A 12,442-nucleotide genomic window follows, 5' to 3' on the forward strand; every position below is an offset into this window, starting at 1 on the left:
TGCACGACACGGTCCTGCCAGCTCGAGGCGATGGTGGTGCCGACGTACAGGCCACTCAACGTTTGTTGAGCAGCGTCGAGCTCGGCCGGCACGGGCGGCAGCGACGGCAGGCCGGCCTGCCGCTTCGCCCGGTTGCGCCAGCCGACGAGCATGCCGTAGAGGCCGAGCAACAAGAGGACGACGCAGAGCAGGACGAGCAGGAACCGCGTCATGCCTTGGCCTCTGCCGTCGCCAGGGCACCGTGGAGCACCGTCGGCTCGCCCCGGAAGAACGTGGCGACGACGGCGGCCGGCAGGGTGCGTCCGGCGAAGGGCGTATTGCGCGACAGCGACGCCAGCCGCGCCGGCTCGACGACCACCGCAGCGGCCGGGTCGACCAGCGTCAGGTTGGCCGGCTCACCGACCGCGATCGAGCCGCCCTGCCCGGCGACCCGGCCGATGCGGGCCGGCCGCACCGACATGCGGTCGGCGACACCGGCCCAGTCGAGCAGGCCGGTCGCGACCATCGCCTCGGCGACCACCCCGAGCGCCGTCTCGAGCCCGAGCATGCCGAACGCGGCCTCGCCGAAGGCGTGGTCCTTGTCGTGCGTGGCGTGCGGCGCGTGGTCGGTGGCCACGGCGTCGATCGTGCCGTCGGCCAGCCCCTCGCGCAGGGCCTGCACGTCCTCGTCCGTGCGCAGCGGCGGGTTGACCTTGTACACCGGGTCGTAGCCCGTGAGCAGGTCGCAGGTGAGCAGCAGGTGGTGCGGCGTCACCTCGGCGGTGACGTCGACACCGCGAGTCTTGGCCCAGCGCAGCACGTCGACCGAACCGGCCGATGACACGTGGCACACGTGCAGCCGCGAGCGGGTGTGGGCCGCGAGCATGACGTCGCGGGCGATCACCGACTCCTCGGCCACGGCGGGCCAGCCGAGCAGCCCGAGCCGTCCGGACACCTCCCCCTCGTGGCAGCACGCGGCGCCGTCGGCGAGGCGGGGGTCCTGCGCGTGCTGGGCGACGACCCCGTCGAACGGCTTCACGTACTCGAGCGCGCGGCGCATGAGGCGGGCGTCGTGCACGCACTTGCCGTCGTCGCTGAAGACCCGGACCGACGCTGCCGAACGGGCCATCGTCGCGAGGTCGGCGAGATGCTCGCCGGCCAGGCGGCGCGACACGGCACCGACCGGCCGCACGTCGACCAGGCCGGCCTCGCGGCCGAGCCGCCACACCTGCTCGACGATCTCGGCGTTGTCGGCCACCGGGTCGGTGTTGGCCATGGCGTGCACCGCGGTGAAGCCGCCGAGGGCCGCCGCGGCCGAGCCGGTGGCGATCGTCTCGGTGTCCTCGCGTCCGGGCTCGCGCAGGTGGGTGTGCAGGTCGACGAACCCGGGCAGCAGCACCAGCCCGTCGGCGTCGATCACCCGGTCGGCCGTCAGCCCCGAACCGACCTCGGCGATCACGCCGTCGGCGACGAGCACGTCGGCCGCGGCGCCACCGAGCACCTTCGCGCCCCTGATCACGATGCTCATACGGACACCTCCTCGCCCGCGCCGGCCAGCAGTCGGAACAGCACCGCCATGCGCACCGAGACACCCGCCTGCACCTGGTCGAGCACGACCGAGTGCGGGCCGTCGGCGGCGAGCGAGCTGATCTCGAGCCCGCGGTTCATCGGCCCGGGGTGCAGCACCGGCGCGTGCTCGGGCAGCAGGTCGAGCCGCGCCGGCGAGAGCCCGTACCCGATGGCGTACTCGCGCTCGTTCGGGAAGTAGCCGCCGTTCATGCGCTCGCGCTGCACGCGCAGCATCATCACCGCGTCGACGTCACCGAACGCCTTGCCGGACAGGGCCTCGTCCAGGTCCCAGCCGACGTTGCACGGCCAGGTGCCGACACCCGAGGGCAGCAGCGTCGGCGGCGCCACGAGCGTGACGCGCGCGCCGAGCGTCGTCAGCAGCAGCACGTTCGAGCGCGCCACCCGGCTGTGCGTGATGTCGCCGACGATCAAGACATGCCGTTCGTCGAGCGAGCCGAGCCGCGAGCGCAGCGTGTACGCGTCCAGCAGCGCCTGGGTGGGGTGCTCGTGCGTGCCGTCGCCGGCGTTCACGACGACGCAGTCGACCCACGACGCCAGCCGCTGCACGGCGCCGGACGCGTGGTGCCGCACCACCAGCGCGTCGACGCCCATGGCCGCGACGGTGAGCGCCGTGTCCCGCAACGACTCGCCCTTGCTGACGCTCGAACCCTTGGCGCTGACGTTGATCACGTCGGCCGAGAGCCACTTGCCGGCGATCTCGAACGACGAGCGCGTGCGCGTCGAGTCCTCGAAGAACAGGTTGACGATGGTGCGGCCGCGCAGCGGCGGCAGCTTCTTGACCTCGCGAGTCTGGATGCCGTGCATGCGCGCGGCGGTGTCGAGGATCGCGGTGGCCTCGTCGCGGTCGAGGTCGGCGGCCGACAGCAGGTTCCTCATGACTCCACCACCTTGACCTCGTCGGCGCCGTCGGTCTCGTCGAGCAGCACCCGCACGTTCGCCGACGGCGCGGTCGGCAGGTTCTTCCCGACGTAGTCGGCGCGGATCGGCAGCTCGCGGTGCCCGCGGTCGACGAGCGCCGCGAGCTGGACGATGCGGGGGCGGCCGAGTTCGGTGAGGGCGTCGAGCGCGGCGCGTGCCGACCGGCCGGAGCAGAGCACGTCGTCGACGAGCACCACGACCTTGCCGCTGATGCCGCCCGGCGGTTCGACGGTCTCGCCGAGCGGCCGGATGCCGCGCAGCCGGAGGTCGTCGCGGTAGAGGGTGATGTCGAGCGAGCCGACCGGCAGGGTGACGTCGCCGAACCGGGCGACGCGGTCGGCCAGCCGGCGGGCCAGCGGCACACCGCGGGTCGGGATGCCGAGCAGCACGACGTCGAAGTCGAACTTCGCGGTCTGCTCGATGATCTGGTGGGCCATCCGGTCGAGGATGCGGCCGACGTCGGCGGCCGTGAGGACCGTGGTGCCGAGGGATGCGCCCACAGCCGACGCCTCACTCGGGGCGTCCGCGGGCACGCGTGCAGAACCGGTCATGATCTCCCCTTGCCCGCCTCGCCGGACGGTCCGTTAAAGGGTGCTTCCGGGCTCCGACCCTACCAGCGCCGCCGGCCACCGCCGACCGTCCCGCCCCGCGCGTCTGTGAACGGTCGCGTTCCTTTTGCGCTCGACCATGGGAACCGTTACGGTCACAAGCACACAGCATCGGGGGGAACTGTGAGCGCGGGCGTGAACGACGACATGTTTCCGGACGCGAGCGTCTTCGCCAAAGCGCTCGGCCAACGACTCCGCACCGTCAGGATGCAGCAGCATCTGTCGCTGCACGGCGTCGAGCGGAAGTCCGGCGGGCGGTGGAAGGCCGTCGTCGTCGGGTCCTACGAGCGCGGCGACCGCGCCATCTCCGTCCAGCGACTGGCCGAACTGGCCGACTTCTACGGCATCCCGGTCACCGACCTGCTGCCCGGCGACGGGCGCAGCGACGGCGGCGAGCACAAGACGCCGCTGAACCGGGTCGTCCTCAACCTCGACCGGCTGCACTCGCTGCACGACCCGTCGGTCGAGATGCTGCAGCGCTTCGCCCGCTGGGTGCAGCGGCGCCGCAACATGCCGACGGACGCGCCCACCCTGTCGGTGCGCAACGGCGACCTCGAGACGCTGGCGCTCATGCACGACACCACCGTCCCGGCGATCACCGAGCGGCTCGTGCGCCTGCAGGTGCTCGCCCCGGAGTCGGTGATCCTGGACGGCGAGCCCTGAGCTATTCGCCGGATGCGTGCTCGCTCGTGGGCCGCTCGCAGGCTCGGGCCCGTCGCTGCGCGCGTGCCGCGCCGCGGCCCGGCGAGCTCTTCGCGAAGCGCTCATCGCGTTCTCTGTCACCTCGTCAAACAGCTGGCCTGTCGCGTAGCACACGGGCGAGCACGCCGTTGACGAACCGGGGCGACTCGTCGGTCGACAGCGACTTGGCCAGCTCGACCGCCTCGTCGATCGCGACGGCCGACGGCACGTCGTCGCGCCACAGCAGCTCGTAGACGCCGAGGCGCAGGATGGCGCGGTCGACGCCGGGCATGCGGTCGAGCGTCCAGCCCTCGGCGTAGCGGGTGAGGATCTCGTCGATGCGCGTCTGGGCGCCGGCGACGCCCTCGACAAGGTCGACCGTGTAGTCGCTGACCGGCGGGTCGGCGAGGGCGAGCCGGTCCTTGAGCGTGTCGACGGCGGCGACGCCGCGCAGGTCGCTCTCGTAGAGGACGTCGACCGCCCGCTTCCGCGCCTTCGTCCGGGCGGCCATCTAGCGAGCGTCCGTCATCAGCTGCTGACGCGGCCCAGGTAGCGCCCGTCGCGGGTGTCGACCTTGACCTTCTCGCCCGTGCTGACGAACAGCGGCACCTGGATCTCGGCGCCGGTCTCGAGGGTGGCGGGCTTCGTGCCGCCGGTCGAACGGTCGCCCTGCAGGCCGGGGTCGGTGTGGCTGATCACGAGCTCGACCGAGGTCGGCAGCTCGAGGTACAGCGCCTGCCCCTCGTGCACCGCGACCACGACCTCCATGTTGTCGAGCAGGTAGTTCGCCGCGTCGCCGACGGTGCCGGCGGGCACCTGCAGCTGGTCGTAGGTCTCGGCGTCCATGAAGACGAACTCGTCACCCTCCTTGTAGAGGAAGGTCATGCCGCGCTTGTCGACCGTGGCCGTCTCGACCTTGGTGCCGGCGTTGAAGGTCTTGTCGACGACCTTGCCCGACAGCACGTTCTTGAGCGTGGTGCGCACGAAGGCACCGCCCTTGCCGGGCTTGACGTGCTGGAACTCGACGACGGACCACAGCTGCCCGTCGAGGTTCAGGACGAGGCCGTTCTTCAGATCGTTGGTGGTTGCCACGAGCTCACAGCCTACTTAACGCCCGCACCGCGCCGTCCGGCGCTGCCACCAGGACATCAGCCACCGTGCGGCCGAGGAAGATGCCGTGGCCGACGATGCCGGGCACGGCGTCGAGGTCGCGGGCCAGCGCGTCGGCGTGCGCGATGGCCCCGAAGTGCGCGTCCATGAGCAGGTTGCCGTTGTCGCTGCGGGTCTCGCGCACCGTGACGGACGCCGCCCCCAGCGCCTCGACCCGCGAGACGACCGCCCGCGGGGCGAAGTCGAGCACCTCGAGCGGCGTGCCGAACGCGCCGAGCCGGTCGACCAGCTTCGACTCGTCGACGACGACGACGAATCGCGCCGCCAGCTCGGCGACGATGCGCTCGCGCACGTGCGCTCCCCCGCCGCCCTTGGTGAGGTTGAACGCCGGGTCGACCTCGTCGGCGCCGTCGATCGCGATGTCGAGCGCGCCGAGTTCGTCCGGGGTCACGACCGTCAGGCCGTGCTCGCGCGCGAGCCGCGCCGAGCGGTCGGACGTCGCGGTGCAGGTAACGCGCAGGCCGCGCTCGGCCAGGGCGACGATCACCCAGTGGGCGGTCGAGCCGGTGCCGAGGCCGACGCGCATGCCGTCACGGACGAGCTCCGCGGCGCGGCGTCCGACCGCCTGCTTCGCGGCCTCGCGGGGATCGGGAGCGGCTGTCACGCGCGTCATCCTCGCAGCCGCCCGGCGGGGTGCGCGCAGTAGCCTTCGGCCATGAGCAGCGACCGCGTTCTCGTCGATGTCCGTGACCAGATCGCCTACGTCACCCTCAACCGGCCGGACAAGCTCAACGGCCTGGACTTCCCGATGTTCCACGCGCTCGTGGCCGCGGCGAAGCGGATCGAGGACGACCGTGACGTGCGGGTGGTGATCCTGCAGGGCGCGGGCAAGGCGTTCTGCGCGGGCCTCGACTTCGCCGAGTTCGGCAAGGTGTCGGGGGTCGACCGGGCGAAGGCGTTCGCCAAGCTGCCCGGCCGCGAGACCAACCTGTTCCAGGAGGCCTGCTGGGCCTGGCGCGCGCTGCCGGTGCCGGTGATCGCGGTGCCGCACGGCTACTGCTACGGCGGCGGCCTGCAGCTCGCCCTCGCGGCCGACTTCCGGATCAGCGCCCGCGAGTGCGAGTACTCGATCATGGAGGCCAAGTGGGGCCTCATCCCGGACATGACCGGCTCGGTGACGCTGCGCGAACTCATGCCGATGGACCAGGTGAAGCGGCTGGCCATGACCGCCGAGCGCTTCGACGCCGAGGCCGCGCTGGGGTACCACCTGGTCACGGCCGTGTCGGACGAGCCGCTCAAGGAGGCCGAGGCGCTGGCCGGCCAGCTCATCGAGCGCTCCCCCGACGCCGTCGCCTACACCAAGCGGCTGTTCCACGAGACCTGGACCCGCTCGCCGCGGTGGGCCTTCTGGACCGAGACGGTGCTGCAGGGACGCCTCATGCTCGGCGAGAACCACAAGATCGCGCGCAAGGCCGGGCTGGCCAAGCAGCGCCCGCAGTGGGTGTCGCGCAAGCTCGGCTGAGCGGCCCCGGCGTCAGGCCCTGGCCGGGCGCAGCGAGGTGTGCAGCCGGATGACGCCCTGGACGACCACGGTGCCGTCGGCGCGGGTGGCGCGGACGCGCACGGGCACCTCGCCCGGCTCGGCCCAGTCGGCCGGGTCGGTCTCGGCCTCGGCGATCAGCGTTGAGGAGGCCATGCCGACGTAGTCGAGCTCCATGCCCTTGGGGATCCAGCGCAGGTGCGGCGGCACCGTCGCCTCGGCCAGCACGCCCATCGCCAGCTCGAGGCCGTTGGCCACGGCGATGACGTGCACGGTGCCGAGGTGGTTCTGCACGCCCCACCACTTGCGCACCCGCACCCGGGCGTAGTTCGGTCGCAGCTCCTCGACCGCCGGCGCGATGGTGAGGAAGTACGGCGCCTTGAGCGCCGCGGCGAGCGAGAACGCGCGGCGGCCGACCACCGGCACCCGGGCGCTGCGCTCGTACAGGTCGAGGACGTTCACCGGCGCAGCGTAGAGCGATTCACGGTTGCGCCGGTGCCCGATCGTGGACGCATGCCGATCCGTCACACCGCTGCCAGTGCCCGCCCGGCCGTGCGCCCGGGCCGGCAGCAGCGCCCGACGCGGAGGGCGGACGCTGCGGCACCGGCGTGATCGCCGACCTCGGCGCCGGGCTGTTGGCCGGGCTCGGCGTCGCGCTGCCGCTCGGCCCGATCGGCGCGCTGCTCATGGGGCTGCCGGCGACGGCGGGTGCCCGGGCGGCCGCGGCCGCGGCACTCGGCGTGTCGTCGACCGACGCCCTCTACGCGACGCTCGCCGTCGTCGGTGGGGCGTCGGCCGCGCGGGCGGTGCACCCGGTGGCGCGTCCGCTCGGCATCGTCTCGGCGCTCGTGCTGCTCGCCCTCGCCGGCGCCACGCTCGTGCACGCCCACCGCCGCGCCGGGGCCGCCCGCGCGCGCCGGTGGACGCCGCCCCAGGCCTACCTCGCGCTGCTGGCCCTCACCGCCGTCAACCCCGCGACGCTCGCGTACTTCGCGGCGCTCGTGCTCGGCACCCGCGTCGGCGGTGTGCTCTTCGTCGTCGGGGTGCTCGTCGCGTCCGCGGCCTGGCAACTGGTGCTGGTCGGCGGCGGCGCGGCACTGGCGCACCGGCTCACGACGCCCGGTGGACGCACCGCGCTGGCCGTGACGAGCGCAGCGGTGATGCTGCTCGCCGCGGCGCGGGCGCTGGTTCAGGCGGCGGGCTGAGGTTCGGGGTCGCGCTGCGGCAGGGCGGGGAAGCCGTGGGCGCGGCGCAGCAGCATCCAGACCGGTCCGGCGAGCACGATCACCGCGCCCAGCACGACACCGGTCACCGGCGTGCTCACGCTGAACAGCTTCAGCGCCGACGCGAGCAGCACGAACGCCAGCGCCCGGCGGATGAGCGCGCCGGGCAGCCGCGCCGACAGATGGGCGCCGAGGTACGCGCCCGGGATCGACCCGATGAGCAGGGAGCCCGCCAGCGGCAGCTGCAGGTCGCCGAAGATCGCGTGGCCGATGGCGGCCGACGCCACGAGCGGCACGGCCTGCACGAGGTCGGTGCCGACGAGCTCGCTCGCGCGCAGCGTCGGGTACAGCGCCATCAGCGCGATGATGATGAGCGACCCGCTGCCGACCGAGGTCATGCCGACCACCACGCCGCCGACCACGCCGACGATGAGCGTCGGGATGGGTCGCACGGTGATCACCGGCGGGCCGGTCGGATCGGGGGCGCGACGCCCGTCGCGGTGGGCCGCCCGCTCGGCGAGTCGCAGGTACGAGCGCACGAACAGCCCCGCGGCGGCGATGACGAGCGCGACGCCGAGGGCCGTCTGGACGGCGTCCTGCACGCCCTTCCCGTGTCCGAGCGACCGTGCGATGAGCACGCCGCAGAAGGCCGCGGGGACCGAGCCGAGACAGAGCCACTTCACCAGGTCGAGGCGCACGGTGCCGTTGCGGAAGTGCACGAACGACCCGACCGGCTTCATGACCGCGGCCGCGGCGAGGTCGCTCGACACTGCCGCGAGCGGCGTGATGCCGAAGAACAGCACGAGCACCGGCGTCATCAACGCTCCGCCGCCCATGCCGGTGAGGCCGACGACGATGCCGACGCCGAGGGCGGCGGCGGCGATCCCCCAGTCGATGGTCACCGGTCGGCCCGCTGCCCGTTCGATGCGATCCACGACAGCGCGAGCACGTAGCCCTCGACGCCCAGCCCGACGATGACGCCGGTGGCGTGGGCCGACACGTAGCTGTGGTGGCGGAACGGCTCGCGCTTGTGCACGTTGCTGATGTGCACCTCGATCAGCGGCGCGGTGAGCATCGCGCAGGCGTCGCCGAGCGCGACGGACGTGTGGGTGAGCGCGGCGGCGTTCAACACGACAGGGGTCGAGGCATCGGCGGCCTCGTGCAGCCAGTGCAGCACGTCCGCCTCGGCGTCGCTCTGCCGCACCTCGACCTCGAGGCCGAGCTCGGCGCCGCCCCGCACGCAGAGCGCCTCGAGTTCGGCATGGGTGGTGGCGCCGTAGATCTCGGGCTCGCGGGTGCCGAGCCGGCCGAGGTTCGGGCCGTTGATCACGAGCACACGGGTCATGACGGGGTCACCTCGTCGTAGGCGGCGGCCAGCAGGGCCGGATCGGGCTCGTCGACGCTGACGGGCCGGGCGAGCCCGTCGAGCACGATGAAGCGGATGCGGTTGCCGCGGGCCTTCTTGTCGATGCGCATGGTGTCCAACAAGTGCGGGAACACGCCCGGGCGGTAGGTCGTGGGCAGGCCGAGCGACTCGAGGATCGTCCGGTGCCGGTCGGCGGTGGCGTCGTCGAGGCGGCCGAGCAGCCGACCCAGCGCGGCGGCGTACACGAGCCCGATCGACACTGCCGCCCCGTGCCGCCACTTGTACCGCTCGCTGCGCTCGATGGCGTGGCCGAGCGTGTGGCCGTAGTTGAGGATCTCACGCAGGCCCTGCTCGGTGAGGTCCTCGCCGACGACGCGTGCCTTGACCCGCACCGACCGTTCGATCAGCTCGCGCTCGACCGGGTTGCCGGGCGTCGCTGCGGCCGCGGGGTCGCCCTCGATGAGATCGAGGATCTCGGGGTCGGCGATGAAGCCGCACTTGACGACCTCGGCGAGCCCGGCGACGTAGTCGTTCGGCGGCAGCGTCTCGAGGGTGGCGAGGTCGCAGAGGACGCCGGCCGGTGGGTGGAACGCCCCGACCAGGTTCTTGCCGCGGTCGGTGTTGATGCCGGTCTTGCCGCCGACCGCGGCGTCGACCATGCCGGCGAGCGTGGTGGCGACGTGCACGACGCGCACGCCGCGCAGCCAGGCCGCGGCCACCCACCCGGCGAGGTCGGTGGTAGCGCCGCCGCCGAGGCCCACGATCGCGTCCGAGCGGGTGAAGCCGATCTGGCCAAGCACGTCCCAGCAGAAGCCGGCCACCGGCAGGGTCTTCGCGTCCTCGCCGTCGGGCACCTCGACGGCGTGCGCCTCGAAGCCCTGCGCGTTGAGGTCCTCGCGCACCGCCTCGGCGGTCGTGCGCAGGGTCGGCGGATGGATGATCGCGACGCGCGTGGCGCCGGCGAGCAGCTCGGCGAGCTCGCCGAGCAGGCCGCGTCCGACGAGCACCGGGTACGGCTGCGGCCCGCCGACCTCGATGCGGGTGGGCTCGTCCATCAGACGACTCCTGACTCGTGCAGCCTGGCTGCGATGGTGGCGGCGACCTGGCCGGGGGTGCGGCCGTCGCTGTCGACGGTGACGGTGGCGACCTCGGCGTAGAGCGGCGCACGCTCGTCGGCCAGCGCGCGCAACCGGGACTCGGGGTCGCCGGCGAGCAGGGGACGCGACGCGCCGCTGCCCACGCGGTGCAGCAGTGTGGTGACCCGTGCGCGCAGCAGCACGACCGGGACGCCGCTGTCGCGGAGGGCCGCACGGGTCGAGTCGGACGTGAGCGCGCCACCGCCGAGGGCGAGCACGCCGTCGAAGTCGGCGAGGGCGGTGCTGATCGCCGCGGCCTCGGCCGCCCGGAAGGCGGGTTCGCCGTCGGCCGCGAAGATGTCGGGCACGCTGCGTCCGGCGGCCTGCTCGACGAGGTCGTCGCTGTCGGCGAAGGACGTGCCGAGGATCTTCGCCAGCCGCCGGCCGGTGGTGCTCTTGCCGGCGCCCGGCAGGCCCACGAGCACGGCGCGCGGGGTCATGAGGGCGCGCTCAGGCCCCGCTCGCCGAGGCGGGCGAGGTAGGCGGCGGCGTTGCGCGTGGTCTCGTGCAGCGAGTCGCCGCCGAACTTCTCCAGCGCCGCCTCGGCCAGCACGAGCGCCACCATCGCCTCGGCCACCACGCCGGCGGCCGGCACGGCGCAGACGTCGGAGCGCTGGTTGATCGCGACGGCCTCCTCGCCGGTGGCGACGTCGACAGTGCGCAGCGCGCGCGGGATGGTCGAGATCGGCTTCATGGCGGCGCGGACGCGCAGTGCCTCGCCGGTCGTCATGCCGCCCTCGGTGCCGCCGGACTTGCCGCTGACCCGCCGCAGCACGCCGTCGGTGTTCACGATCTCGTCCTGGGCGAGCGAGCCACGGATGCGGGCCAACTCGAAGCCGTCGCCGACCTCGACACCCTTGATCGCCTGGATGCCCATGAGGGCCGCGGCGAGCTTCGCGTCGAGCCGCTTGTCGCCCTGGGTGTGGCTGCCGAGGCCGGGCGGCAGACCGTAGGCGAGCACCTCGACGACGCCGCCGAGGGTGTCGCCCGCCTTCCGGGTCTCGTCGATCTCGTCGATCATCGCGCCACTCGCCGTCGCGTCGAAGCACCGCACCTCGGACGCGTCAACCTTGTCGAGGTCGTCGGGGCCGGGCACGACGCCCTTCGGCGCCTGCACCGAGCCGATGGACACGACGTGACTGACGATCTCGACGCCGAGCGACTGCTTGAGGAAGGCCTTGGCGACGGCGCCGAGCGCGACGCGGGCCGCGGTCTCGCGGGCACTGGCGCGTTCGAGCACGGGGCGGGCGTCGTCGAGGTCGTACTTCTGCATCCCGGCGAGGTCGGCGTGCCCGGGGCGCGGGCGGGTGAGCGGCGCGTTGCGGGCGAGCTCGGCCAGCTCCGCCTCGTCGACGGGGTCGGCCGACATGACCGTCGTCCACTTCGGCCACTCGGTGTTGCCGACCCGGATCGCGATCGGGCCGCCCATGGTGCGGCCGTGCCGCACGCCGCCGGTGAGCTCGACCTCGTCCTGCTCGAACTTCATGCGGGCGCCGCGGCCGTGCCCGAGCCGGCGGCGGGCGAGGTCGCGCCGCAGGTCGGCCGTCGTGACGGCGACACCGGCGGGCAGGCCGTCGAGCACGGCGACGAGGGCGGGGCCGTGCGACTCCCCCGCGGTGATCCAGCGCAACACGGCACCGATTCTCGCAGAACCGCGCGACGGGTCTTCGGCTCAGCCCGCCGAGTGGGGGGTTGTCGGCCGAGTGGTGGGTTGTACCCACCACTCGCGCCGTCACCCACCACTCGGCAGCGGGTCAGGTGCCGGTGAGCGACGGCGCGAGGTCGAAGGCGAGCACGAGCAGGGCGCCGAGGATCATCGACGGGCCGAACGGCACCTGCGTCTTCAGGCCCGCCCGGCGGCCGATGATGAGCGCGACGCCGACGACCGCGCCGATGAGGAAGCCGCCGAAGATGCCGTAGTAGACGTGCAGCCAGCCGAACCAGCCGAGGTAGCCGCCGAGCAGTCCGCCGAGCTTGACGTCGCCGTAGCCGAATGCCTTCGGGGACGCGTAGGCGAGGGCGAACAGCACCGCGAACACAGCCGCCGCCCCCTCGACCGCACGGAGGTACAGCGGCCAGTCGTCCCGCACGGCGGCGGCGAGCGCCCCGAGTGCCGGCGCTCCGAGGTCGGCGGTGAAGACCAGCCGGTTCGGCAGCCGGTGCACCTCGAAGTCGACGAGCGCGAGCGGTGTCGCCAGCACCGCCAGCCAGAGCAGCGCGGGCAGCAGGGCGGTGAGCCCGGCGGCGGCCCCCGCGAGGGCGCCGAGCAGGGCGCCGACGCCCGCGGCCGC

At 73.3% G+C, this 12,442-nt stretch carries 17 protein-coding genes; 3 read left to right on the forward strand and 14 right to left on the reverse strand.

All coding sequences use genetic code 11. From position 1 onward, the window contains the following. The 4 genes from ACTHMS_RS11185 to pyrR form a co-directional block, all read right to left on the reverse strand. A partial coding sequence (locus ACTHMS_RS11185) for a PH-like domain-containing protein (protein WP_440306739.1) occupies nt 1–212 on the reverse strand: 212 nt, incomplete at its 3' end. After that, the gene (locus ACTHMS_RS11190) at nt 209–1,507 is read right to left on the reverse strand and encodes a dihydroorotase (RefSeq protein ID WP_440306740.1); all 1,299 of its coding nucleotides are present in this window, start codon (nt 1,505–1,507) and stop codon (nt 209–211) included. The genes ACTHMS_RS11185 and ACTHMS_RS11190, both read right to left, overlap by 4 nt. Continuing rightward, the gene (locus tag ACTHMS_RS11195; protein WP_440306741.1) at nt 1,504–2,445 is read right to left on the reverse strand and encodes an aspartate carbamoyltransferase catalytic subunit; all 942 of its coding nucleotides are present in this window, start codon (nt 2,443–2,445) and stop codon (nt 1,504–1,506) included. Before ACTHMS_RS11195 ends, ACTHMS_RS11190 begins: the two co-directional genes overlap by 4 nt. Then, complete coding sequence (gene pyrR / locus ACTHMS_RS11200) at nt 2,442–3,038, reverse strand: bifunctional pyr operon transcriptional regulator/uracil phosphoribosyltransferase PyrR (RefSeq protein ID WP_440306742.1); 597 nt, start codon at nt 3,036–3,038, stop codon at nt 2,442–2,444. Before pyrR ends, ACTHMS_RS11195 begins: the two co-directional genes overlap by 4 nt. A gap of 204 nt (nt 3,039–3,242) precedes the next feature. Between pyrR and ACTHMS_RS11205 the strand changes: the two genes are divergently transcribed. Beyond that, a complete protein-coding gene (locus ACTHMS_RS11205; protein ID WP_440306753.1) occupies nt 3,243–3,758 on the forward strand; it encodes a helix-turn-helix domain-containing protein in 516 nt (171 codons plus the stop codon). Between the two features lie 124 nt (nt 3,759–3,882). On the opposite strand, the gene nusB is transcribed toward ACTHMS_RS11205, so the two are convergent. Genes nusB through rpiA form a run of 3 tightly spaced genes read right to left on the reverse strand, consistent with a single transcriptional unit; the run spans nt 3,883 to nt 5,550 of the window. Continuing rightward, nucleotides 3,883–4,287, reverse strand: a complete 405-nt coding sequence (nusB, locus tag ACTHMS_RS11210; RefSeq protein WP_440306743.1) for a transcription antitermination factor NusB — start codon at nt 4,285–4,287, stop codon at nt 3,883–3,885. A 17-nt stretch (nt 4,288–4,304) separates the two neighbouring features. Continuing rightward, nucleotides 4,305–4,868 carry an elongation factor P gene (efp, locus tag ACTHMS_RS11215; RefSeq protein ID WP_440306744.1) on the reverse strand — a complete coding sequence of 188 codons (564 nt, stop codon included), beginning with the start codon at nt 4,866–4,868 and terminating at the stop codon, nt 4,305–4,307. A gap of 4 nt (nt 4,869–4,872) precedes the next feature. Continuing rightward, nucleotides 4,873–5,550, reverse strand: a complete 678-nt coding sequence (gene rpiA, locus ACTHMS_RS11220; protein ID WP_440306745.1) for a ribose-5-phosphate isomerase RpiA — start codon at nt 5,548–5,550, stop codon at nt 4,873–4,875. 51 nt (nt 5,551–5,601) lie between these two features. On the opposite strand from rpiA, the gene ACTHMS_RS11225 reads away from it, so the two are divergent. Beyond that, entirely contained in the window at nt 5,602–6,408 is an 807-nt protein-coding gene (locus tag ACTHMS_RS11225) for a crotonase/enoyl-CoA hydratase family protein (protein WP_440306746.1), read from the forward strand. A 12-nt stretch (nt 6,409–6,420) separates the two neighbouring features. On the opposite strand, the gene ACTHMS_RS11230 is transcribed toward ACTHMS_RS11225, so the two are convergent. Beyond that, nucleotides 6,421–6,888: a hotdog fold domain-containing protein gene (locus ACTHMS_RS11230; protein ID WP_440306747.1), complete on the reverse strand. Its 468-nt coding sequence runs from the start codon at nt 6,886–6,888 to the stop codon at nt 6,421–6,423. Nucleotides 6,889–7,034: 146 nt separating this feature from the next. On the opposite strand from ACTHMS_RS11230, the gene ACTHMS_RS11235 reads away from it, so the two are divergent. Next, nucleotides 7,035–7,631 (forward strand): LysE family transporter, encoded by a 597-nt coding sequence (locus ACTHMS_RS11235; RefSeq protein WP_440306748.1) that lies wholly within the window; start codon nt 7,035–7,037, stop codon nt 7,629–7,631. On the opposite strand, the gene ACTHMS_RS11240 is transcribed toward ACTHMS_RS11235, so the two are convergent. The 6 genes from ACTHMS_RS11240 to ACTHMS_RS11265 all read right to left on the reverse strand — a co-directional run. Further along, nucleotides 7,616–8,545, reverse strand: coding sequence for a sulfite exporter TauE/SafE family protein (locus ACTHMS_RS11240; RefSeq protein WP_440306754.1), 930 nt, complete (start codon nt 8,543–8,545; stop codon nt 7,616–7,618). The genes ACTHMS_RS11235 and ACTHMS_RS11240 overlap by 16 nt on opposite strands. A gap of 2 nt (nt 8,546–8,547) precedes the next feature. Then, nucleotides 8,548–8,994: a type II 3-dehydroquinate dehydratase gene (gene aroQ, locus ACTHMS_RS11245; protein WP_440306749.1), complete on the reverse strand. Its 447-nt coding sequence runs from the start codon at nt 8,992–8,994 to the stop codon at nt 8,548–8,550. Beyond that, nucleotides 8,991–10,070 carry a 3-dehydroquinate synthase gene (gene aroB / locus ACTHMS_RS11250; protein WP_440306750.1) on the reverse strand — a complete coding sequence of 360 codons (1,080 nt, stop codon included), beginning with the start codon at nt 10,068–10,070 and terminating at the stop codon, nt 8,991–8,993. The genes aroQ and aroB overlap by 4 nt, the downstream gene beginning before the upstream one ends. Continuing rightward, complete coding sequence (locus ACTHMS_RS11255; RefSeq protein WP_440306751.1) at nt 10,070–10,591, reverse strand: shikimate kinase; 522 nt, start codon at nt 10,589–10,591, stop codon at nt 10,070–10,072. The genes aroB and ACTHMS_RS11255 overlap by 1 nt, the downstream gene beginning before the upstream one ends. Next, the gene (gene aroC / locus ACTHMS_RS11260) at nt 10,588–11,781 is read right to left on the reverse strand and encodes a chorismate synthase (protein ID WP_440306755.1); all 1,194 of its coding nucleotides are present in this window, start codon (nt 11,779–11,781) and stop codon (nt 10,588–10,590) included. Before aroC ends, ACTHMS_RS11255 begins: the two co-directional genes overlap by 4 nt. A 124-nt stretch (nt 11,782–11,905) precedes the next feature. After that, nucleotides 11,906–12,442 (reverse strand): prepilin peptidase (locus tag ACTHMS_RS11265; RefSeq protein ID WP_440306752.1); only part of this gene is annotated, 537 nt, incomplete at its 5' end.

It is taken from the genome of Jatrophihabitans sp., from assembly GCF_051960575.1.
Classification (GTDB): domain Bacteria; phylum Actinomycetota; class Actinomycetes; order Mycobacteriales; family Jatrophihabitantaceae; genus JBQCEE01.

Excerpts from the sequence above, each read along its gene's own strand:
- ACTHMS_RS11190 (WP_440306740.1), bottom strand. The coding sequence starts at position 1,507 with ATGAGCATCGTGATCAGGGGCGCGAAGGTGCTCGGTGGCGCCGCGGCC.
- ACTHMS_RS11195 (WP_440306741.1), bottom strand. The coding sequence starts at position 2,445 with ATGAGGAACCTGCTGTCGGCCGCCGACCTCGACCGCGACGAGGCCACC.
- pyrR (WP_440306742.1), bottom strand. The coding sequence starts at position 3,038 with ATGACCGGTTCTGCACGCGTGCCCGCGGACGCCCCGAGTGAGGCGTCG.
- ACTHMS_RS11205 (WP_440306753.1), top strand. The coding sequence starts at position 3,243 with ATGTTTCCGGACGCGAGCGTCTTCGCCAAAGCGCTCGGCCAACGACTC.
- nusB (WP_440306743.1), bottom strand. The coding sequence starts at position 4,287 with ATGGCCGCCCGGACGAAGGCGCGGAAGCGGGCGGTCGACGTCCTCTAC.
- ACTHMS_RS11225 (WP_440306746.1), top strand. The coding sequence starts at position 5,602 with ATGAGCAGCGACCGCGTTCTCGTCGATGTCCGTGACCAGATCGCCTAC.
- aroQ (WP_440306749.1), bottom strand. The coding sequence starts at position 8,994 with ATGACCCGTGTGCTCGTGATCAACGGCCCGAACCTCGGCCGGCTCGGC.
- aroB (WP_440306750.1), bottom strand. The coding sequence starts at position 10,070 with ATGGACGAGCCCACCCGCATCGAGGTCGGCGGGCCGCAGCCGTACCCG.
- ACTHMS_RS11255 (WP_440306751.1), bottom strand. The coding sequence starts at position 10,591 with ATGACCCCGCGCGCCGTGCTCGTGGGCCTGCCGGGCGCCGGCAAGAGC.